The sequence below is a fragment of the Herminiimonas sp. Marseille-P9896 genome (assembly GCF_903993245.1).
Lineage (GTDB): Bacteria > Pseudomonadota > Gammaproteobacteria > Burkholderiales > Burkholderiaceae_D > Oxalicibacterium > Oxalicibacterium contaminans.
Genome location: NZ_CAJEVT010000002.1, coordinates 615,450 through 639,521, shown reverse-complemented (window position 1 = coordinate 639,521; position 24,072 = coordinate 615,450). Strand labels below are relative to the sequence as shown.

Annotated in this window: 14 protein-coding genes; 8 read left to right on the top strand and 6 right to left on the bottom strand. The window is 53.0% G+C overall.

Going from position 1 to position 24,072, the window contains the following annotated elements:
* Positions 1-2 precede the first annotated feature (2 nt).
* Positions 3-1,121 (bottom strand): cell division protein ZipA C-terminal FtsZ-binding domain-containing protein, encoded by a 1,119-nt coding sequence (locus H7U06_RS08475; RefSeq protein WP_175625698.1) that lies wholly within the window; start codon positions 1,119-1,121, stop codon positions 3-5.
* Positions 1,122-1,501: 380 nt separating this feature from the next.
* Complete coding sequence (smc, locus tag H7U06_RS08470) at positions 1,502-5,029, bottom strand: chromosome segregation protein SMC (RefSeq protein WP_175625697.1); 3,528 nt, start codon at positions 5,027-5,029, stop codon at positions 1,502-1,504.
* 289 nt (positions 5,030-5,318) lie between these two features.
* On the opposite strand from smc, the gene dapC reads away from it, so the two are divergent.
* From dapC to H7U06_RS08430, 8 genes are all read left to right on the top strand, one after another.
* Complete coding sequence (gene dapC, locus H7U06_RS08465) at positions 5,319-6,533, top strand: succinyldiaminopimelate transaminase (RefSeq protein ID WP_175625696.1); 1,215 nt, start codon at positions 5,319-5,321, stop codon at positions 6,531-6,533.
* Between the two features lie 42 nt (positions 6,534-6,575).
* A complete protein-coding gene (gene dapD, locus H7U06_RS08460) occupies positions 6,576-7,400 on the top strand; it encodes a 2,3,4,5-tetrahydropyridine-2,6-dicarboxylate N-succinyltransferase (RefSeq protein WP_124573893.1) in 825 nt (274 codons plus the stop codon).
* Between the two features lie 49 nt (positions 7,401-7,449).
* Positions 7,450-8,574 carry a PilT/PilU family type 4a pilus ATPase gene (locus tag H7U06_RS08455; protein ID WP_175625695.1) on the top strand — a complete coding sequence of 375 codons (1,125 nt, stop codon included), beginning with the start codon at positions 7,450-7,452 and terminating at the stop codon, positions 8,572-8,574.
* A gap of 2 nt (positions 8,575-8,576) precedes the next feature.
* Entirely contained in the window at positions 8,577-8,930 is a 354-nt protein-coding gene (locus tag H7U06_RS08450) for an ArsC family reductase (RefSeq protein ID WP_175625694.1), read from the top strand.
* A gap of 3 nt (positions 8,931-8,933) precedes the next feature.
* Complete coding sequence (dapE, locus tag H7U06_RS08445; protein ID WP_175625693.1) at positions 8,934-10,061, top strand: succinyl-diaminopimelate desuccinylase; 1,128 nt, start codon at positions 8,934-8,936, stop codon at positions 10,059-10,061.
* 88 nt (positions 10,062-10,149) lie between these two features.
* Entirely contained in the window at positions 10,150-11,040 is an 891-nt protein-coding gene (prmB, locus tag H7U06_RS08440) for a 50S ribosomal protein L3 N(5)-glutamine methyltransferase (RefSeq protein WP_175625692.1), read from the top strand.
* 210 nt (positions 11,041-11,250) lie between these two features.
* Positions 11,251-13,245, top strand: a complete 1,995-nt coding sequence (locus H7U06_RS08435; RefSeq protein ID WP_370458612.1) for an ATP-binding cassette domain-containing protein — start codon at positions 11,251-11,253, stop codon at positions 13,243-13,245.
* Between the two features lie 10 nt (positions 13,246-13,255).
* A complete protein-coding gene (locus tag H7U06_RS08430) occupies positions 13,256-14,089 on the top strand; it encodes a Rossmann-like and DUF2520 domain-containing protein (RefSeq protein WP_175625691.1) in 834 nt (277 codons plus the stop codon).
* Between the two features lie 23 nt (positions 14,090-14,112).
* On the opposite strand, the gene H7U06_RS08425 is transcribed toward H7U06_RS08430, so the two are convergent.
* From H7U06_RS08425 to H7U06_RS08410, 4 genes are all read right to left on the bottom strand, one after another.
* Positions 14,113-14,769 carry a DUF1345 domain-containing protein gene (locus tag H7U06_RS08425; protein ID WP_175625690.1) on the bottom strand — a complete coding sequence of 219 codons (657 nt, stop codon included), beginning with the start codon at positions 14,767-14,769 and terminating at the stop codon, positions 14,113-14,115.
* Positions 14,770-14,916: 147 nt separating this feature from the next.
* Complete coding sequence (locus tag H7U06_RS08420) at positions 14,917-15,639, bottom strand: hypothetical protein (protein ID WP_175625689.1); 723 nt, start codon at positions 15,637-15,639, stop codon at positions 14,917-14,919.
* Between the two features lie 2 nt (positions 15,640-15,641).
* Complete coding sequence (locus tag H7U06_RS08415) at positions 15,642-21,923, bottom strand: hemagglutinin repeat-containing protein (RefSeq protein WP_175625688.1); 6,282 nt, start codon at positions 21,921-21,923, stop codon at positions 15,642-15,644.
* A gap of 63 nt (positions 21,924-21,986) precedes the next feature.
* A complete protein-coding gene (locus H7U06_RS08410) occupies positions 21,987-23,720 on the bottom strand; it encodes a ShlB/FhaC/HecB family hemolysin secretion/activation protein (RefSeq protein WP_175625687.1) in 1,734 nt (577 codons plus the stop codon).
* Positions 23,721-24,072: the final 352 nt, after the last annotated feature.

The following is a 24,072-nucleotide window of genomic DNA, read 5'->3' as shown; positions in this document are numbered from 1 at the left end:
ATTTAATTGAATAAGCGTAAAGCCCTGGTGGAACCTGCTGGAATATCTGCCGCTTCCATGTCGGCATAAAACGCTTCGATCTGACCAGAGATTTCATTCAGCGACGCATCGGACAAGGGCTGGCCGCCATCATCGACTACCGTGCCATCCAGACGCGCTGCCAATGAACGGGCACAGGCTGTCATCGCACCGAAGCCATCACGTTCCGGCGCTACTACCGGCACATCCAGCAACAAGGTCAAACGGCTGGTGGTTTCTTCCGCCAGCGTCACATTGGTAGACAGCGAGAACAACACGCCACCATCGCCATCCGGCATCACCAGACGACCTTCCGGACGCACGTCGAAGCCCTGGCGCTCCAGTGCTGCCAGCAAGGTCGTCACTGACCATGGCGCACCATTGGTATGTACATTCACGCTCAGCTTGGCGTCGTATTCAGTCACGAAATGATGCAGCGAACGTGCGGTCACCATCACCTCTGCCATGTCCGGCACATCCGGATCTGCGTCGAAGTCATCGGCGATCTGACGCAAGCGCATCACGAACTCGGAATACTCGAGCTCATTCAGTGCATTGCTGCGATTCGCCAGCTGCACACCAGCCATCAGCGATTTATAGATACCGCCATGCGTGATTGCTTCCCAGCCGCCATCGATGTGCTGACCGGCGAAATGCACGGGCTTGCTGCCGACGTGGCGCAGCGACTGCAAGGCAGACAGGATTTTTTCGCCGCGCAATTGCGTCGTCAACGCCAGCGGGATGGTGCAATCGATCAGGTAATCGACAGGCAATTCTTTTTCCTCTACCGGCTGCACGAAATCAACCGGCGCATCCATCTCTGCCTCGGCATGCGGTGCTGCCGCATCCTGCTGCACCGGTGCCACGTCGTCGTATGGATTCTCCGAGAACGTAGGCTCGTGACGCTCGCCGTCTATGATCGGTTCCAGGCGCTCTTCCGGCGACTCTCGTCCTTCCGGTGCCATCAGCACATCATCGTGCGATGAAGAAAAAGCACGCTCCACGCTTTTCTTGGCTTTGTGTTCCTGCCACTTATTGTAGGAAATAACACCGACAACGATCACGCCACCGATGACAAACAAACTGGTCTGGAGATCATTCATGCTGCACCTGCCGTGACTGTGGATTGCAGGGAAAATCTGTTCGGCTGCACGCTATACGCGCCGCGAGCAAATCGGGAAAAAGCAGATAGGGTCATAAAAATCCAAAGGTTGGATGGTCGTCAATCTATACATCCATAACGCGCGCCTGCCGATAAAGTTACATGGCGGCGACCAGCGTCATTGATGCACTTGCGACCCGTGTGACTAGACACTCAGGTTAATTTTAGCAATCTGGCTTGTCAAGCCAGACTACCCTCTGAAAAACATACGGGTAAGCATCCTTTACCGACCTGCCGGTCACCAAATCGTTTGCTTGCCCGCCTTACTTTTTGCTTTTAATCACTACTGTATAAAACGAGTATGTCAGCAGCAAACTACACTCAGGCCAGCTGCGCTTCAGACGCAAAATCGGCGGCCGATTCCATATCCACCGCCACGATACGTGACACACCCTGCTCTTGCATGGTCACACCTATCAGCTGCTGCGCCATTTCCATCGCAATCTTGTTATGCGAGATGAACAGGAACTGGGTATGCGCGGACATGCGTTTAACCATATTGCAGAAGCGTTCGGTATTCGCATCATCAAGCGGTGCGTCAACCTCATCCAGCAGACAGAACGGTGCCGGATTCAGCTGGAACATCGAGAACACCAGCGCCGTCGCAGTCAGGGCTTTTTCACCACCGGACAGCAAGTGGATGGTTGCATTCTTTTTGCCTGGTGGCTGCGCCATCACCTGCACGCCGGAATCGAGGATCTCGTCACCGGTCATAGTCAGCTTGGCCTGGCCACCGCCGAACAGGATAGGGAACAATTCACCGAAGTGATGATTGACCTTGTCGAAGGTGTCTTGCAGCAATTCGCGTGTTTCCTTGTCGATCTTGGCAATCGCATCTTCCAGCGTCGTGATCGCTTCCGTCAAATCGGCATTTTGTGCATCGAGGAAGTTCTTACGTTCCGATGCCGTCGCCAATTCGTCCAGCGCTGCCAGGTTGACTGCACCCAGAGCGGCAATCGCATTCGTCAGGCGTGTGACTTCGCCTTGCAGATAGGATGGACGCATATCGCTGTTCAGTTTCTCTGCCAGTGCCGCTTCATCTGCTTCGGCTTCCAGCAATTGCTGCGCATACTGTTCCTGATTCAGGCGCGCGGCCTGTTCTTTCAACTGCAGCTCGGTAATACGATCACGCTGTGGCTGCAGGCTGCGTTCTGCCTGCATGCGTGCTTCGTCATGGCCGCGCAATTGCTGCGTCAACTGATCCAGTTCATGGCGTGCATCCGCCAGCGCGCGTTCCTGTTCGCTACGGGTATCCAGCAAGGTTTGCAAACCGGCTTGCGCAGCCTGATCGTCCAGGCTTTCCAGTTCCAGGCTACCCTGCTGCATATTCGCAAACAGTTGCGCCGCTTGTTCCAGTGCGGTCGCAATGCTGCGCTTCAATTCTTCTATCTTGTTACGCTGTGATTTCTCGGCAAACGCGGTTTCCTGTGCAGCACGCTCCAGGTCACGCGCACGTTGGCGCGCATCGTTGAGTTGCTGCTCTTTGCTCAGATAATCGGTCTGACCTTCTTCATGCGTCTCTTGCAGTTCGCCCAGCTCGGCATCCAGTTGCTCGAACTTCGCTTCCGATTCTGCCTTGACTTGTTGCTGCTCGGCTTCCTGCATCGCGATCTCTTCCAGATCGGTCGCAATCTGCGTGCTGCGCTGGTTAAAGCGCTCCTGTACTTCGGACAGCTTCATCACATCGATTTGTAAGCCATGCACTGCTTGAGTCAGCGTATTCACGCGCTGACGAATTTCTTGCAGACGCTGTGTCGCTTGGGTCACTGCTGATTCAGAGCGGATCGAACGCGATTTTGCTTCATCGGCCAGCATGTGCTGCGCACGCAATTGCTTGGTAATGTTTTCGATTTCCTGCTGGCGCGCCAGCATGCCGTCCTGCTCCGAATCCGAAGCGTAGAAACGCACACTGGTTTTGCTAATGACATGGCCCTGGCGTGTGACGAAATACGCGCCGACCGGCAGCTTGTTACGATCTACGAAAGCAGCAGCGGTATCGTCCGCGATATACACGTTGTGCAACCAGTCCTGCATCAAGGCACGCAGGCCAGGATCGTTCAGTTGCAGCAGGTTCAGGAAAGGCTTCAGGCCAGCCGGTGTTTCCACCGCTTCCGATGCGGTTGCATTCGGTGTGAACAAGGCCAGCTTGGCTGGTGGCGCATCGCTGAAGAAGGCTTTGGCCCAATCCAGATTCGACATTTCCAATGCCGAGGTGCGCTCACGCAAGACGGATTCCAGTGCGGTTTCCCAGCCCTGGTCTATCTGCAATTTTTGCCACAGGCGCGGCAACTCGCCCAGCTCATGTTTTTGCAGCCATGGCTGTACTTTGCCCTGGGTCTGCACGTTTTCCTGCAACTGCTTCAGTGCAGCCAGGCGTGCTTCCAGTTGCGCATTGTTTGCAGTCTCGGTGTTGACCTGTTCCTGCGCAGCGCGACGTTCTTCTTCCAGCTTGGGCAATTGCTCCTGCGCGACTTCGAGTTGCTCGGTCGCTTCTTCCAGCGTCGCCTGCTTCTCTTCCAGCTGCATCTTCAGATTAGCCAGATGTGTAGTATCCGGCAGGTTCAAGCCCTGCTTTTCCTGCTGCAGACGTTCACGACGCACGGTCAGGCTGGACAAGATATTCGATGCATTACGCTGGTGTGCGGATTCCAGTTCGATCTGCTGTTGCGCCTGCATAATCTTGCCGCGCGACTCTGTGGTTTTCAGTTGCGCTTCGCGCCATGCCTGTTCCAGTGCTGGCAAGCGATCGTTTTCACGTTGTGCGGTTTCCTGCGCTTGCTCAACGCGCATCGCCTGCTCTTCCAGATGCATCTCGGCTTCAACCAGGTCATCCTGGAATTGTGTGCCCTGGCGTTGCCATTGGTCGCGTTGTGCGGTTAACGAATTCAGTTGCGATTGCAGGCGTGTACGCGATTCGATAACGAATTTGATTTGCGCTTCCAGGCTGCCGATTTCAGAGTTGGTCTGATACAGATGGCCTTGCGCCTGGTGCATGCGGTCACCAGCCGAGTAATGCGCCTGGCGCATATGCTCGAGCTCGGTTTCGACGTGACGCAGCTTGGCGGTTTGTTCTTCCAGATCGGTCTGCGCTTTTTCGATATCGCGGAAGAATTTTTCCTGCTCATTCTTCGCTTCGTTTTTACGCAGCAGCCACAGCAGCTTTTGCTTCTCGTCCTGGTCGGCTTGCAGCTCGTGGAATTTTTGCGCGACAGCAGCCTGGCCTTGCAGCTTTTCCAGGTTGGTATTCAGCTCGCGCAGGATATCCTCGACGCGCAACAAGTTTTCACGCGTGTCCTGCAAACGGTTCTCGGTTTCGCGACGGCGTTCCTTGTACTTCGACACACCGGCAGCCTCTTCCAGGAAGATGCGCAGCTCTTCCGGACGCGCTTCAATGATGCGCGAAATCATGCCCTGCCCGATGATCGCGTAAGCGCGTGGGCCCAGACCGGTGCCGAGGAAGATATCCTGGATGTCGCGGCGGCGTACCGCCTGATTGTTGATGTAGTAAGTCGAGGTACCGTCACGCGTCAGCGTACGCTTGACCGCGATCTCTGCGTACTGACTCCATTGACCGGCAGCCTTGCCCTCGCCATTGTCAAATACAAGCTCAACCGATGAGCGACCCGCCGGTTTGCGGTGCGTCGTACCGTTAAAAATAACGTCCTGCATCGATTCACCGCGCAGCTCGGAAGCCTTGGATTCACCCAAAACCCAGCGCACAGCATCGATGATATTGGACTTGCCGCAGCCATTCGGGCCGACGACACCGACCAATTGACCCGGCACCTGAAAATTCGTCGGATCAACAAAAGACTTGAATCCCGATAATTTAATGGAAGTTAGACGCACGTTATCAACCGTTCCTAGAATATGCAGCGCAAATTAAATATTTATCAAGCATCCGACCAGCATGGCGGATGCGGCAAAAGAGGCCGTAAAAGGGGCTAATCATAGCATTTGGAACAACGATTCCAAGCATTTACAGCCAGACTTTACGCAGGCAGCGGTTCTGCCCTCATGGGCGGTATAATGTTGCCACTTTGAACCTCGTGTAAATAAAGCCTGCGGTTGTCGCTCATGCAAAGCGGTGCTGCAAACAGCGACTACGAACATCACACTCACATTTCTGCCCTCAGCCGTGAATCCACTTCTTAAACAGCTCCAACCCTATCCTTTTGAAAAACTGAAGCAATTGTTTGCGAGCGTCACGCCGAACGCTGCTTATCGTCCTATCAGCCTCGGCATCGGTGAGCCTAAGCACCCAACCCCGGCTTTTATACAAAAAGCACTGGCAGATAACCTCGACGGTCTCGCAGTCTATCCGACCACCGCTGGCACCGATGCGCTGCGCGCCACTATCGCGGGCTGGCTCGAGCGTCGTTACAACCTGCCGAAGCTGAATCCGGCTACGCAGGTGCTGCCAGTCAATGGTTCGCGTGAAGCCTTGTTTGCATTGGCGCAGACGGTGATCGATCCGAGCAAACAGGCTTTGGTGGTCTGCCCGAACCCGCTGTACCAAATCTATGAAGGTGCCGCCTACCTGGCCGGTGCCGAGCCCTACTTCGTCAATTGCGACCCGGCGCGCAACTTTGCCCCTGACTTTGCCAGCATCCCGGCAGATGTCTGGGCGCGCGTACAACTGGTCTACATCTGCTCTCCGGGCAATCCGGCTGGCGCGGTGCTGACGCTGGAAGACTGGGCTGAACTGTTCGCCTTGTCGGATCGCTATGACTTTGTCATCGCAGCCGATGAATGCTATTCGGAAATCTATTTCAAGACGGAAGCGCCTTTAGGTGGCCTGGAAGCGGCACACAAGCTGGGCCGCACCGGCTATCCGCGCCTGATCGGCTTCTCCAGCCTGTCGAAACGCTCGAATGTCCCTGGCATGCGCTCCGGCTTCGTCGCCGGCGATGCAGAGATCATCAAGAGCTTCCTGCTGTACCGTACCTATCACGGCAGCGCGATGAGCCCGTCCGTGCAAAGCGCGTCGATTGCCGCCTGGAATGACGAACAGCACGTCATCGAAAACCGCGAGAAATACGTCAAGAAATTCAATCAGGTCACGCCTTTGCTGCAGGAAGTCCTAGATGTCTCCCTGCCGGACGCCGGTTTCTACCTGTGGGCCAAGGTCGACAAACTCGTCAACATCAGCGATGTTGAATTCGCGAAGCGCCTGTATGCCGAATATAATGTCACGGTATTGCCGGGCAGCTATCTGGGCCGCGAAGCACATGGCATCAATCCGGGACAGAACCGGGTCCGCATGGCGCTGGTCGCCGAAGTGGACGAATGCCTCGAAGCCGCCCAGCGCATAGTTGAATTCGCCAAGAAATTGGCCAGTACTGCCGCGTAATTTTTCCTAGTAATCATTTCTATCAACTGACAAGACCATCAAATGACTCAACAACTCGAACAGATCATCGACCAAGCCTGGGAAAACCGTGCGGATTTCTCCCCGAAAAATGCACCTGCAGATGTGCGTAACGCAGTCGCGCAAGTCATCGCCCAACTGAACGAAGGCACCCTGCGCGTAGCGCAAAAAGACAGCGGCTCGTGGGTCGTCAATCAATGGGTCAAAAAAGCGGTATTGCTGTCCTTCCGTCTGGAAGACAACATCACCATGCCATCCGGCGACCACATGCAGTTCTACGACAAAGTACCAACCAAATTCGCGAACTACACCGCAGCTGATTTCGCCAAAGGCGGCTTCCGCGTGGTACCACCTGCAGTCGCACGTCACGGCAGCTTCATCGGCAAAAACGTGGTCATGATGCCTTCCTTCGTCAACATCGGCGCTTACGTCGATGAAGGCACCATGGTTGATGCATGGGCTACCGTCGGCTCCTGCGCACAAATTGGTAAAAACGTGCACTTGTCCGGCGGCGTCGGCATCGGTGGCGTACTGGAACCTATGCAAGCGAACCCGACCATCATTGAAGACAACTGCTTCATCGGTGCACGTTCGGAAATCGTTGAAGGCGTTATCGTCGAAGAAAACTCGGTTATCTCGATGGGTGTCTACATCGGCCAATCGACCAAGATCTATGACCGCGCAACCGGCGAAGTGACCTACGGCCGTATCCCTGCCGGTTCCGTCGTGGTGTCCGGCAACCTGCCATCCGCTGATGGCAAGTACAGCCTGTACTGCGCAGTGATCGTCAAACGCGTCGATGCACAAACACGTTCGAAAACAGCGATCAACGAATTGCTGCGTGACTAAGTCGCTATCACTGCAACACGCGTTTACACTTTTCTGAACCGGGACAGCTATGGCTATGGATAGATTATTCCTTCTGATGAAGGAAAAAGCAGCATCTGACCTGTTTATTGCAGTCAACTCGCCTATCCACATCAAGATCAACGGCAATCTGGTACCCATCAACCAGCAAAAGCTGGACCAGAATGCCGTCATGACCTTGCTGGCCGAAGTTGTCCCGCCAGCCAAGCTGGAAGAACTGGATCGTGAAAACGAACTCAATATCGGCATACCGGTGACAGGTGTCGGCAGCTTCCGCTTATCAGCGTTCCGCCAGCGCGGCAGTATTTCCGCCGTGCTGCGCTATGTACCGGGAGAAATCCCGGCGCTGAATAGCCTGGCACTGCCACCTATCCTGGCCGATATGATCATGGAGAAACGTGGTCTGCTGCTGGTAGTCGGCTCGACCGGCTCCGGCAAGTCGACCACGATCGCCGCCATGCTCGATCATCGCAACACCATCGCTACCGGTCATATCCTGACGCTGGAAGACCCGATAGAATTCCTGTTCCGTAACAAGAAATCCATCGTCAACCAGCGTGAGATAGGCAGCGATGCCAGCGACTTGCCGCTAGCCTTGAAAAACGCCCTGCGCCAGGCTCCCGATTGCATTCTGATCGGTGAGATACGCGACAAGGAAACCATGTCAGCCGCACTTGCCTACGCGCAGTCCGGCCATCTAGTCGTCGCGACCCTGCATGCGAACAATAGCTATCAGGCTTTGACCCGCATCATCAATTTTTACCCGATAGAAAACCGGCAATCACTGCTCGCCGATCTATCGTCGACCTTGCGCGCGATTGTGTCGCAACGCCTGATCAGCGCCATCGACGGCAAGCGCCGTCCAGCAGTCGAAGTCATGCTGAACACGCGCCACATCGCCGAGCTGATAGAGCAAGGTGAAATTGCGCTGATTAAGGAAGCGATAGAAAAGAGTTTGTCGCCTGGCTCGCAAACCTTTGAACAAGCGCTGATGCAATTGATCAAGGATGGCATTGTGACGCAGGAAGAAGCACTGGCGCACGCCGACTCGGCCAGCAATCTGTTCTGGCTGCTGAACAACTCCGCGCAAACGGTGCAGGAAGAAGCACCGGAGCAGGAAGAAGCAAGCTTTACCGAATTTACCCTGAAGATGTAGACATGACGATTACCCTCTACGGCATACCTAACTGCGACACCGTCAAAAAAGCGCGCACCTGGCTGAGCAACAACGGCACCGATTTCGTCTTCCACGATTTCAAAAAAGATGGCATCAACGCGGACCTGATCAAAACCTGGTTGCGCGACGTGCCATGGGATGTGCTGGTCAATCGCAAAGGCACGACCTGGCGCAAGCTGCCGGATGAACGCAAAGCCGAAATCACCGATGCCGCCAGTGCCACTGCACTGATGCTGGAATCGCCATCGGTCATCAAACGCCCGGTACTGGTCAAGGACAAAAAATCCAGCGTTGGTTTTTCCGACGAACTCTATCAACAAATTTTTCAAGACTAATTTATGAGCAAGACGCTCGCACTGACCGAAGAACTAATCGCCCTCTCCTCCGTCACACCGGAAGACAAAGGCTGCCAATCGCGCCTGATCGAATTGCTGGAGCCGCTGGGCTTTGTATGTGAAACCATAGAATCTGATGGCGTGACCAATCTGTGGGCACGCAAAGGTACTGCACAGCCGCTGCTGGTATTTGCCGGCCATACCGACGTCGTGCCTACCGGCCCGCTCGAACAATGGACTTCGCCACCGTTCGTCCCTACCCAACGCGACGGCAAACTCTACGGCCGCGGTGCCGCTGACATGAAAACCTCGATCGCAGCGATGGTCGTGGCAGCAGAAGAATTCGTGCACGCGCATCCCGACCACAAAGGCTCGATCGGCTTCCTCATCACCAGCGATGAAGAAGGCCCGGCGACCGACGGCACCGTCATCGTCTGTGACGCGCTGAAAGCACGCGGCGAGCAACTCGATTACTGCGTAGTCGGTGAACCGACCTCATCCGATGTACTGGGCGACACCATCAAAAACGGTCGCCGCGGCAGCATGTCCGGCAAGCTCACCGTCAAAGGCATACAAGGCCACATCGCGTATCCGCAACTGGCACGCAATCCTATCCATCAATGCGCACCTGCACTGGCGGAACTGGTTGCCGAAAAATGGGATGACGGCAACGAATACTATCTGCCTACCTCGTGGCAAGTATCGAACATCCACGGCGGCGCAGGCGCATCGAACGTCATTCCGGGTAACGTCGTCATCGACTTCAACTTCCGCTTCTGCACCGCCAGCACGGTAGAAGGTTTGCAAAAACGCGTACACGCGATCCTCGACAAACACGGCCTCGAATACGATCTGAAATGGTCGATCAGCGGTCATCCTTTCCTCACGCCTAAAGACACACTGAGCGATGCGATGAGCGATGCGATCAAATCGGAAACTGGTGTCACCACCGAACTGTCGACTACTGGCGGCACCTCGGATGGTCGCTTCATTGCGCAGATCTGCCCGCAAGTCGTCGAGTTTGGCCCGCCGAACGGCAGCATCCACAAGATCGATGAACACATCGAAGTACGTTTCATCGATCCGCTGAAAAACATCTATCGCCGTACGATGGAAAACCTGCTGCTCTGAGGCTAGCGCACAGCAAGCATCGATAAAAAACCTCCTGATGCAGAATCCCTGCATCAGGCATCATCCTTTTACTTAGTTGCACAGAACCATGCCTACCAAGCCTAACGAACTCACTACCATTCGCGACCTGTTGCGCTACGCTGTTACCCGCTTCAATACCGCGAAACTATTCTTCGGCCATGGCAGCACCAATGCACTGGATGAAGCCGCTTACCTGATCCTGCACACGCTCAAGCTGCCGCTGGACAAACTCGATCCTTTCTTCGATGCACGTCTGCTGCAGGAAGAAGTCGACGCCGTCTTGCGCGTCATCGAGCAACGCGCCGATGAGCGCCTGCCTGCTGCTTACATCACGAATGAAGGCTGGCTTGGCGGCTATCGCTTTTATGTCGATGAACGCGTCATCGTGCCGCGCTCCTTCATCGCCGAACTGATCCCTGAACAATTCTCGCCGTGGGTCAGCAATCCGGACAAAGTAAACAACATCCTCGAACTCTGTACCGGTTCCGGCTGCCTGCCTATCATGCTGGCCGACGCTTTCCCGAATGCACATGTGGATGCCGTGGATATCTCTACCGACGCACTGGAAGTGGCGAAACGCAATGTCGCCGAATACGAACTGGAACACCGCATCAACCTGATCGAATCAGACCTGTATGCGAATGTGCCTGAATACAAGTTCGACCTCATCATCACCAACCCGCCGTACGTCAACTCCGGCTCCATGGGCAAACTGCCACCGGAATACCTGCGCGAACCGCAAATCGCACTGGCGGGAGGTACCGACGGCATGGATTTGGTACGCAAAATCGTTGCCGGTGCCGGTCAACGCCTGACGCCTAACGGTTTGCTGATGGTTGAAATCGGTAATGAACGTGAATTTGCAGAAGCGGCATTCCCGGAACTGAACCTGACCTGGCTCACCACCAGTGCCGGTGACGACATGGTATTCCTGATCACTGCAGATCAATTGCAATAAACTCGTACCAGCCCGCATCGTGCTGATGCGTGAGCGTGCTTGACAGTAATCCGGCAGGCCTGAGGCCTGTCCCGCCGCTGGCAGCTATTCCGATGAATGCTGTGAGCCGCGATTTCGGTTGGCCATGACAGGCCAGCCATTTTTAATCATTCTCTAAAGAAGCAAAGCTGCTGGCACACAGCCGCATCGCGCCAGCAGCTTACAAATTACATGATTCGTTTTCAGCAAGTTTCCCTCATGCGCGGCATCAAGCCGTTACTCGACAACGTCGATGTCACGCTCAACCCGGGCGACAAAATCGGCCTGATCGGTGCCAACGGCGCGGGTAAGTCCAGCCTGTTTGGCTTGCTGCGCGGTGAACTACACGCCGACCTCGGCACCATCGACTTCCCGGCCAAATGGCGCGTCGCCTATGTAGCGCAGGAAACGCCGCCACTGGAACGCTCGGCCATCGACTATGCGATCGACGGCGACGTCACCCTGCGCCGCCTGGAAGAAGAACTCGCCTTCCTCGAAAGCGAACCGGACACCATAGATAACGGCACCCTGATCGGCGAGCTATACAGCTCGCTGGCGGATGCCGATGCCTACACCGTACGTTCGCGCGCGGAACAGCTGCTGCTCGGCCTGGGCTTCACCATGGCGCAAATGGATCAACCGGTCGCCAGCTTCTCCGGTGGCTGGCGTATGCGCCTCAACCTGGCGCAAGCGCTGATGTGTCCATCCGACCTCTTGCTGCTCGATGAACCGACCAACCATTTGGATCTGGACGCCATCATCTGGCTGGAAGACTGGCTCAAGCGTTACGCTGGCACCCTGATCGTCATCTCGCATGACAGGGACTTCCTCGACGGCGTCGTCAACGTCATCGTGCATATTGATGAGCGCAAACTGAAGCGTTACTCCGGCAACTATTCGGATTTCGAGCGTCAACGCGCCGCACAAATGATCCTCGCTCAAAGCGCGATGGAAAAGCAGGCACGCCAACGCGCGCATCTGGAATCCTTCATCAACCGCTTCAAGGCACAAGCCAGCAAGGCTCGTCAGGCACAAAGCCGGATCAAGGCCCTGTCGAAGATGGAAGAGCTCGCACCATTACGTGCAGCGGCAGAATTCTCGTTTGAATTCCGCGAACCGGCGAATGCACCGAATCCATTGCTGGTGATGGAAGACGTCGATGCTGGTTACCGCATCGAAGATGAAAAAGACTACTCAATCACTGAGAAGAAAATTGTTTCCGGCATCAACTTCTCGCTGCAAATCGGCCAACGCATCGGTTTGCTCGGTGTCAACGGTGCAGGTAAATCCACGCTGATCAAAACCATCGCAGGCGAGCTGCAACCTCTGAACGGCACATCGCAATTCGGCAAAGGCCTGGCCATCGGCTACTTCGCCCAGCACCAGGTAGAAATGCTGCGCCACGATGAATCGCCGCTGTGGCATTTGATGCACATCGCGCCGACCGTACGTGAACAAGAACTGCGCAACTTCCTCGGCAGCTTCAACTTCAACGGCACCATGGTCACCAGCAAAATCGCACCGTTCTCCGGTGGCGAAAAAGCGCGCCTGGCGCTGGCGCTCATCGTCTGGCAACGCCCTAACCTCTTGCTGCTCGATGAACCGACCAACCATTTGGATCTGGAAACCCGCGAAGCGCTCACCATGGCGCTGGCGCAGTTCGAAGGCACACTGGTGGTGGTTTCCCATGACAGACATCTGCTGCGCGCGACCACCGATCAATTCATCATCGTTGCCGACGGCAAGCTGCAACCTTTCGATGGCGACCTCGACGACTACAAAGACTGGCTCTTCAAAACCAAGCTGGATGCAAAAAATGCAGCGGCTAATGCCAGCCTGCCCGCGGTCAAGGAAAAATCAGCCAGCCCGGTCGCCCCTGCCACCACTGTCAGCGCAGTAGACAAACGTGAACAGAAAAAGCAGGAAGCTGAAGAACGCCAAAAACTGGCAGCACGCAAAAAGCCGATAGAACAGAAAATCAAAAAACTGGAAGAGCAAATTGCCAAACGCAATGCGCAAAAAGCCAGCGTCGATGAAAAACTGGCCGATCCTCTCATCTACGATGCTGCGAACAAAAAAGAACTGAAGCAACTGTTGGCCGACCAAACCTTCTACACCAAGGAAGTGGCGCAACTGGAAGCAGAATGGCTGGAACAGCAGGAAGCGCTGGAACAGGTCAACAGCTAGGTCTTAACCCATGAGCAAACCGCAAACACTCTCCATCATCGGTTGCGGCAAAGTCGGCCAGACACTGGCGCGCTTGTGGGTGCAGCATCAGACTGTCCAGCTACTGGACATCCTCAACACCTCGATCACAAGCGGCGCACGCGCCGCTGCTTTTGCCGGTGCCGGTCGCGTGGCGAGCAGCTACGCCGACCTGCAGGCAGCCGACATCTACCTCATAGCAGCACCCGATGACCAAATTGCCGCTTGCTGCGACGCATTGGCTAGCAGCGGGCGCTTATCGGCAGGTAGCATAGTCTTCCACTGCAGCGGCGCACTCTCCTCCAGCATACTCGCCAGCGCCAGCGCATGCGGTGCAGCCGTTGCCAGCATCCATCCGATACGCAGCTTTGCAGTGCCGGAGAAAGTAGCAGCAAATTTTGCGGGGACATACTGCGGCATGGAAGGCGATCAGGCTGCAGTCGACGTACTCGCCCCCATATTTGCCGCCATAGACGCGCAGACTGTTGCTATCAAGCGAGAAAGCAAAGTGCTGTACCACGCAGGTGCAGTCTTCGCCTCCAACTATCTCGTCACGCTGCTGGATACCGCAGTCCTAACCTACGGCCAGGCAGGCATACCGCAAGACATCGCGTTAAAGATGATGGCGTCACTGGTGAGGGAAACAAGCGAAAACGTATTGCAGATAGGGCCAGAACAAGCGTTGACCGGTCCTATCGCGCGCGGTGACATCGCTACCGTCGTCAAACAATATCGTGCGGTCAACGGCTGGGATAAACGTTACGGCAGGCTCTACAAGCACATGGGCAAGCTGACTGCCGAGCTGGCGCGACGTAAAAAGAAATAAAAAGAGTCACTAAACAAGCGTGATCAGGTGCCGATCAAACCTGCGGCAATATTGATCGACAAACCGATAATCGCGGCATTGAAAATAAAGCTCAATACCGACTGCGCCAGCACTGCCTTGCGCATGCCGGAAGACATCACCGTCACATCAGAAGTCTGCGCCGCAACGGCGATCGTAAAAGAGAAATAAAGGAAGTCCCAATAATCGGGACTCAGCTCCGCATCCGGAAACTTCAAAGCCCTGCTCTTCGCCGGTGACTGGTAATACAAACGGGCGTAATGCAGCGTATACACACCACCCAGCAGCAACCAGGAACCCAGTACCGTCACACCAGTGAACGCGTAGTGTACAAGCTGGTCAGTACCAGCCAAGCCTTTAGCCGAAGTCAGCTCCAGAATAATCGCCAGCAAACTCAAAGGTGCGGCAATAGACAAAATCCCCACCACCGTCCCTGCCCCGGCATCCTCACGCTCCGCAATCGCTTTCACGTGCCCATGGCTGGACGTCGTCATCAGCCATCCCATCTGTAACAGATTTGCCCAGACTGCGACATTCCATCCGGCCAGGGCGCGTGTGACGAGATTCCATGAATCAGGCGTGATCAGGGCGACTATGACGGCGATCAGGATGATAGACGTCAGGCGCAGGTGAGAGCGAGTAATGCGAGCTGCGGCAGGCATAGAGTCGATATTCGATAATTCTGACTAAAACAGTGTCAGGTTACCGCTTATTTGACGCCTGCGCATGATATTTGGCAAATGCTAAGCCCAAGCAACATCAAGGTCTTTGATCATCATGTCCCCCGTCATTATCAATGTGGGGGAAGCTTACGGCACATTGGAAAAATTAGATGACGTCCTCTCAATTTTTGGCTCTCCAACCGCCCCAAATATACGAGAGTATGTCCATATTTGCTTTTCGGTGTTTAGCTCTAAAGCCCCGCTATTCGATTTTCGCAAACGTAACTCTGTTGACGTCATAAGACCAGGTGCGCCTTCTGCACCTCCAAATATTGATTTGAATTTTAGAGATAACACATCCGGCTTACACTCAAACGATGAGTTCAAAAAGACAATCGTATTAGTTTTGTAGACTAAGCCATCACTCCCCATTAATGACACAAGCAATGCATTGCCTTCCTGCTTAATCAATACTCTAGAATTTTGGTGAAATGCACTTTCATTTTTTTGTTCTGAAATATCCGTAACAATCTGTGGCCCAACACGATAACGGATTTCCTTTTTTTCCCATGTAAAAGGTATCTCCCTTATTTGTTCGCGATGCCACTGAATATCATTATTTTTTTGTGGGATGCTTTCAAAAATTCCCCACAGCGACACTTCCCCCAGATTTGTATATTCTCCACCTATGTCGGTACATATTGCTGCTCCCTTAACCAACGATTCGCTTTCGAAGTTTTTCGAATGATCGCTATTCGATATACAAGAACTAGATTCACAATCTAAAGACAAACCTGAGTTTAGAGAGGCATGACACCCCCCCAAAATAAGTAAAATCAATGTAAAAAATTGAAAAGATGGCTTCAACACAATTATTTCCCTGCTTTCATGCCCATAAGTACCGTTGCCCATATCTCGGGAGGTAATAAAGTAGCCATGGCAAATGGCGTTGCCAATAATACGTTAGTGCCATTGGTGACCTCCCCTACGTTTCCAATCACTGTACCTGTAAGGTCTTTACCATTTCCGAGTTTGTCGTACCATATCGGACTATTAAACATATCATGAGGGCCACCGTATGCTTCTGCTAGACGATCCCAAACTGAGCCTGGTTCATAGTCAAACTGAATACCCCAAATTTTAAATTGCCCCTCTCCCCCTTGAACACCTCCCAAGGGACTACGAAACGCTGGATTAGAGTCTACAAAAGTATTCACCGAAATTTCTTTACCTGACGCGTCAAAAACAGGATTAAAAATCACTCTTCCTTGTTTATCTTCTTTCCAACCACTCTTTGTCGACTCATCACGACTACATCTGTCATCAGCACATATTTCTGAAAGTACCAGCCGACTCCCTGCAGTTTTGATCTGGTCACCATTGACACCAACACTAGTTCCGGACATATTACTTAGAACATTTCCTTGAGAATCTACCAGTCCAGGAAATTTGCTAGAGTCAAAAATGACGGCTTGTCTCATTTGATCCGCAGCCCACGACAATGTTTCTTTTGTTATCGACGACTGCAGATTACCTCCCGCAGCGCCGATAATAATATTCATCGCAATTGTGTACTCACCGTTTGGTGACCATTTTTTGCTTTCTGCGAGTAATTCATTTTTTTTATTCTCGTCTGGCTCCAAATCAGCTTGACGCTTTAAATCGTCAAGCTGCCTATTTACGTAACTTGCGGCCGCGTTGGGGGCAAGTTCATTAAATTTTTGGGTGATTTTAGTTTGTGCATCAATTTCATTCTGCACTCGTTCCGCATCGAATATCTTTGCCAATGTAGTTTCTTTGTCAGTGCTACGAACATTCTTATTACCGGCCATACCAGAAATACCGCTTTGCGTGACACTGCTGCTGCTATCACTATCCTTACCAAAACCCGCGCTGGTGCCACTTGGCGCCAACTTCCCATTCGTACTTACCGCGGAGCCTACGTTCAAGCCCAAACTCTTACCTTCATATGACGCAGTATTTGTAATATCACTGGTAGTTAAGCTAGCTGTGACCAGGGAATTCCGTCCGTCCTGCACTGCCTTTTCGGTACTAGCAATCACCGCACCCTTCAAGTCTGTGTTGCCGCCAACGACAACTTGAAAACCACCGTCCCCAGTCTTAATACCACTCTGCTCCGTCACACTGGCGTAATCACTAGTTATGCTGCTTTTGCTGTAACTAAAGCTCCCTCCACCACCAGCACCTATCGTGACACTGCCACCAATATTTTTTTGCTTACTATCGTACTTACTCGTGTCTTGCAGACTTTCGATATTTAGATCGCCACCAATATTTGCAACTACTTGCTTACCACTGGCTACCGCTCCGATCAGATTAGCGTCACCGCCAGACACTATAGATAACTGATTACCAGCGTTAACATGGGTATTGCTCCAGCTGACATCACTGCCATCTGCATTTCCTCTACCCGAGCTAGCGGAAGCGGTTACGCCGAAACCACCCGTACCAATGCTGATACCAATACTGCCACTACTGCTTTTGTTGGTACTGTGCTGCTCATCGGTATTTTTGGCTGCTATCAGGTTAATCTCGTCTTCCGCGGCAAGCATGACATTATTGCCGCCTCGAATGTTAGAGCCTTCAACCGTGATATCTGAATCCTTGCCAGCACCGCTCGCGACGACACTGACATTTCCGCCCGCGTTTATATTTGATCCTGCTGCTTGCGTACTACTCTGCGTAGTTTTGCTTTGGCTGCTGGAAGCACCAATACTAATGCTCAAATTAAGTCCGCCTACCTGGTCAGCGGCAGTTGCGTCTCGAGTTATGGGAGAACCGTCCTGATTAAATTTCCCAGTTGCTATCTGGTTATCTTTACCGTTGATCGTACTTCCTTGACCAGCTTGAATGGCGTCATAAGCATTCTTCGCTGACAGCGCCGATGTAGCGCCTGCTAATGCCTGCATACGACCATCTTGCGTTTTACTTGCAGCATCAGCCATTTGCTGTACGGTCTGAATAGCACTGATCACAGGGCTGCTAATCGCCAATGTAAGTCCGCTTTGCTTGAATCTCTGTTCAGTACTATTCGCATCTGTATTTGTAGCAGCAACGATATCAACCTTCTTGGCAGCTATTGTTATGTCCCCGCCTGGAGCCAATACATCACTACCAACCTGGCTGTAATTGTCACCAGCCACAAGCTTCACATCACCCTTGACACTACCGACCGTACTAGCTGAAGCAGTAGTGGATTGCCTATCCTTATCGATATTCAGTTGCTGCTTTCCTAGCGTAATACTCAGGCCACCACCGCTAAACAAGCCACTGGTTTTCGATTCAAAGAAGCTGCTGGATTGACTTGTATTAGTAGCGGCCTCTATCGTGAGATTTTTCCCTGCGACCAAGGTTGTATCGTCATCACCGATGACACTGGAACCACGTATGATCGTGTCGCCTCCAGAGGTAAGCGTGACCGTCTTGCCACCAAAATTACTGCCTAACGCTGTGTCACTCAAGCTTTGCTCACGGCTTTCAGTGCTGGAAGAAGAAAGGAAACCCTTACTCTTCGCATAACGTGCATCATCGTTCTGGCTGGTCGCGCGCCCTTCAGAAATTTGGATATCACCCGTAGCACTGACGCGCAAATCTTCCTTCGCATTCACAGTGGCAGCGGCCGCAGTGAAGTTGTTTCCAGCAGTGAACGTAGTTTTGCCGCCTGAGGCGATCTGGCTACCCACCTCTTCAGTTCCCGATGCTCGCATGTAATTACGATCATTCGCGGTAAGATCACTTTTGTATGCAGTCTCTACCGTACCCAGATTTACATCATTGCCTGCAGTAACTTGTATATCGCCTTTGCTGGAAAGCACCCCAGCCAATACACTGAAGTCGTTTCCTGCACTGGCAACCAAAATACCTTTATCTCCGGTCACATACAAACCTGCCACACGATCAATCTGCGTCAGGCTACTGCTGGACCGCCCTGCAGAAGAGGTAGCGCTACTGGTAGTACTTTCTACAACAAGATCCCGCCCTGCGCTTGCAGTCAGGCTGTCCTCCGCGACTATGCGTCCGCCGAGATTAATCAAGTCCTGCTGCGCAGCGACACTTACCGTCTTACCTGCAATCTCGCCAAGGTTTTGCACGTTATCTGCGTTGATCTGCATGACATTGCGCCCGGCGATGGTGCCGGAATTTTTAAGATCACCAGTGAGCTGGATGTTGACGTTTTGCCCGGCCAGCAAGGAACCACCAGTGGACAGGTCGCCCGGCCTTGGCATGACGTAGACTTGCGGTACCAGTGCAGTAGTGATCGTGCCGTCTGGCAGCACCACTTCTTGTGCTACCAGCCAAACGATATCGCTGGTGAGCTTAGCCATTTGTTCCGGGCTCAGACTCACGCCTGGCACCAATTCCCATTGCTTCGCATAAGCCGCACCTGCCTGCATCAATGCCTGATATTGGGCTTCGTCACTGGCATAACCATCAAGAAATCTGCGCCCTGTCAGCTCGGCAACTTGCTCGCGTATGAGCATTTGTTCGTAGAAACCGTCACCTAGGCGTTTTTGTATGGCCCTGGGGTCGGTGTTGAGCTGCTGCAGCATGTAGTCACTGGAGAGCCATTGCTGCTGGTTGTTGAATCGTGGATCGCCCTGGTAGATGTGGCTATCGTTCGGGTCAGGATTGAGGATGAGCAGACTGTTGCTCGGTGGTTTGCGGGGGCCGACGACTTGCGTGCCTGATCCAGAAACATTGATATTGCCTTGCGTAATGCTGGTGTCGAGTTTGGTTATGGTGCTTTCAATAACTTCTACATAATCCCGTCTTTTATAAAAATAGCCCTCGCGCAAGCGATACGGGCTGTATTCAATGTTATCGCCCCTTTCCTTACCATACTCGGTGACTTGGCGACTCCCCTCGGTCTCTTTGTTAGTCAGGTTGCCACCGGTCGTGTCTAGATCACCACCGGCCAGGATGTGACTGTTGTCATTGAGGATGTCGCCACCGGTCAGTTTCATATGAGTGCCGGCAACGATTCTGCCCCGTGTACCCGGGTCCTCTACAACGGTTTCTATGATCTGTTTGTTGGTGACCCAGATTTGATCGAAGTCACGATAGCCGCGTGCAATTAAGTCGCGGTTGTAACTTTCCAGGCGCTTGATGAGCGTGGTATGGTCATCGACCGTGACATTAAAGAGTTTCCATACCGGACTGTCACTCGGATATTCATATGGCGCTTCGATGGTGATGGTGTTCCCGCTTGGGTCTTGTATGGTTTTAGGCCCGATGAGCTGGTAGGGAACGCGTGAATAACCGGCTTCAAATGGGTAGGTGCTGCTTGGCTTGACGTATTCAAGGCGATTGAGATTGGGGGCGCCATTGTCAAAGCGGTTGGAGGCACATTTGAAGCAACGGCCGAGTTCGCTTGCCAGGTATTTCGTTCCACCTAAACGGATGTAGTGTTCCGAGACAGATTCATTCCTGGTATCGGTACGTGTTTTGAAATCGGGATTGAGGTTGTAGAGCTGCGCTGCACTGATCGTCAAGCCCCCCATGGATTCTATGGTGGCGGCTTGGTTGCTGATCTTGTTTGCTTTCCCTGTCGCCTGTGCTTGCGCATCCAGGCTGCCGCCTATGTTGAATGCGGTCGCATCGGTGCCGGCACTGAAGAGTAAGGATCCATCCCGATTGTTGAGCGTACCTACACCCAGATCCAGGCGCTGGCGTGCTGCAATGACGGCATCAGCACGCCGCTCATCGCGCGTTTCGCTGTCGTTGTTGAGCGTATCTGCCGCAATGGCGATTTGGTCACCGTAGATGCGCCCCGTGCCAATGTTATCGATTTGCATCGCGCGCAGTACGGTTTTACTGCCATCTATCAAGCCCCGGTTGCTTATATTATTGGCGGCTGTGAGTGCTGTGATATTGGCCACGATCTCACCAGTCGCTACATTGTCGATATAGTTTGTTTGTATCGCGAGAGTATTGCCTGCCGCCAGTTGGCCGGCATTGTTCAATGAGCCAGCAATAAGATCTGCTTGATCTTGTGCATGGATGAGGGCTTGGGAACCGCTATTGCTGATGTTACCGGCTGTCTCGATATACAACTTACCGCCGTTACCATTTTCCCCTGCGGCCCGAATCGCACCTTCGTTGGTGAGGAAACCGTTCGATAAGAGGACGAGGTTGCCTCCGTTGGCATGGATGCTACCCTGGTTACGCACACCCATGCCGTTTTCTGTTCCGATCAGGTAGATGTGGCCGGCGTACATGCCGCCTAGTGCTGCGACATCAAGACTGAATGGCGGAACAGTCCCGGTACTGGCAATCGGCGTAATACCTTGGGCAACCTTGCCCGCTTCATTTGCACTGTTGATACTGATTTCGTTTGCACCTGTGACGACTTTGAGTTTATTCGCCCAGATACCGGCATTGACTTGGACCGACCGGGCCAGGATGTCGGTGTAACTCGCGCCCCGCGTATCCAAACCCAAACCTTCAACGCTGATAAGCCCTTGCGTGATGCGGTAACGTTCCAGTGCTCCCTTGTTGCCTGGATTATTGACGGTCGTTCCCGTGGTGAGCGTGACACGATCAGCATTGATGAAGCCACCGCCATTGATTTGTATGCCCGCAGGGTTGGCAATGATGACTTCTGCCCTTTGCCCGGCGACCTCGACGTAACCACGCAAGTGACTGGGATTGCTGGAATTTACCTCGTTGAGGATCACTCGTGCCGCACCACCGGCTAACCAGGGATTACCTTGTACCCAACCGCCGGTTTGTGTTTGTACATTGTCCCGACTGTTGTTGAGGATGGCACCATTACTCTGTACGTCAAACTGATTGTAGGTATTACGTGATACGCCTGCTGCCGATGGTGCCTGGATGTTGACTTGCGGTAGGCCGTTAGCCGTTTGCACTATAGTCGGACGTTGATTACTCGGGGCATTCGGATCGGTTACGATTTGCGCATAGGCCAAGGGCATGATGCATGTGATGACACCGGCAGTGAGTTTGGCTGCAAAGGAGATCGGCTTCATCTGCAAGGAGATTTGTTTTATCGCCAATTTAATGATGCACGGTACAGCGGTGTCCCCCTGGCCTTGAACAGAAACATTCTCTGCTACCACCATCATGATGCCGCGTGTTTTATTGAAGACTATGCGATGTAGATGTTTATTCATAACCACCTCTTGCCAGATCCGTTAAATATGAAAACCTTGTAGATAAAAATCACAAGGAACGCACTAATAACTCCAGTTCAGATTGAAGCCCGCAGTCGTACCGGCGGCCCGGAATCCGTCTGGCTTTTTTATAGCTTGACCAACGAAGATGTCATACGCGCCACCCAGCAAACTGCCGCGCAAACCCAATGCTGTACCAGCGAGGAGAGTGCCTATCAGGTAGCGACTGGACTGACCACCGATTTCACCGTAATCGAGTCCCAGATATAGTTCCTGCCCACTCGCACCCAGAATCACTCCTATGTCATTGCGTAAGGTCCAGCCTCGATCGCCGGCAAGCATCATGTTTCCGTCAAAGCCGCGTACCGAATAACGACCGCCAATTGCGAAACGGTCTTGCGGTACCAGGGGCGTGTCATTCCATTGCGCGCGCAACGCGCCCAAATAGCGCAAATTCTGTTGCGCCCATTGAAATGGGACGGATAAGGAAAGGTCAGCATTCCAGACTTTGGGACGTGAAGCTCCTTCACCGAATAAATCTTCTGGCGCCTGCAATGCCTGGAAGGCACCGGTGCCGTGGCGATAGGCGAGGTTGACGTCAAGCGTATGCGGCCCCATGAATTCACGATGCGCGATACTGAGCTCCCAGCCTGCAGTACGCCTGCGTTGGGTTGCTATTTCCGTGTCTTCAATGAAGTTGGCAGACTCTTTGAGATAGCCACGTATGGCCAAAGTTGTTTTGCGTTGCGCATCCCGATAAAGTACTCGCGCCAGCTTGAGGTCATTGCTGGCACTGGTACCTGAGTAAACATAATTCTGGTTTAAACCAGCTATCGTCTGAAAATAACGATTACGCGTAGCGGTGGTACTCAGCAACCAGTAAGCATACGGCACCGAGTAATGCACCACGCCGCCGCGCGTTCCTCTTGCACCTTTGTCACCGCCGCCCAGATCGTGATTGATGCTGACATAGAACAAGTCATTCAGCGTCCACCAGTTGTCATAGGACAGCGTCACACTGCCCTGGTATTTACCGATCGACCTGGAACCTGAGTCATCAACAGAAGCGGAGATACGAAAAGGAAAAGCCTGCTGATAAGAAATAACTAAATCACTTTGTCCTGGCTGCACGCCCTCTCCTTCGGCCGCTTCTATCTTGATATCGACAGCCGCAGTGGGAACACGTTTGAGATTTTCCAGTCCCTGCTCAATGTCGCGCAAATTCAAGATATCGCCGGCATGAATCGGGATTGCATTCCATTTGCTGCCGCGCGGATCGGAATCGGCAGAAAATCGCACATTTCGCACCCGGCCCGGGATCACTGTGAGTATCAGCCTGCCCGCATACAAGTCTTGCGGTGACACCAGCACACGCGTCGTTACATACCCCTTAGCGACGATCACGTTCTGTACGCGGTTCACGACCAGCTTGATACCGTTTACACCCAGGCATCTACCTAGCGGCGAGTCCACATCTTCCATCACACTTTTCAAGCCGAATTGAAAGCGCTCGGCGGCATCACCAAGCAGAGAAATATGATCGATACGAAAACATGGTGTCTCGTCCTGCGGCAACAGCGTTATCGCGTGCGTTGCCGGAACTTGCAGGCGAACGTCCGGCACCTGTTCTTGCTGCAGTCGCAATTGCCGCTCACGCTCCTGCTGCCGTAGCAGTTCATCAGCGGCAAGACTTTGCGCATGCAGTGGGGAAAGGAAGATGTACCCGCTGATCAGTAAGCAAATCGCAGTGTGAATTGATGTAGCAACGAGGGAACTGCTAACCGTAGTGTTATGCATCGCGTTGACAACCAAAGGCCGGTTCAATATATGCCGTAAAAATTTTGGGCGAAATAAAGAATTTAACGCGAGTAACTCACATAATTAAGTAGCGCTTAGCTCAATAAAAATATGGAAATTAGGGAGACTCTTATTGAAAAATAAGATGAATTAAAAACAAATAAATGAGGTGGTATGCAGTACGCATTGTGAAAAACACGCATCATGAGATACCACGCTGGATCGCAAGGAAGTATGTACAAACATGTACATGCAACTCACAGGACTTATTGGGACAAAAAGAAGGTGCAATTAAGTTTGCAAGACTTTTCCGAAAAACGGGATTTGTGGCTGATTAGCCAACAAGCAGGAT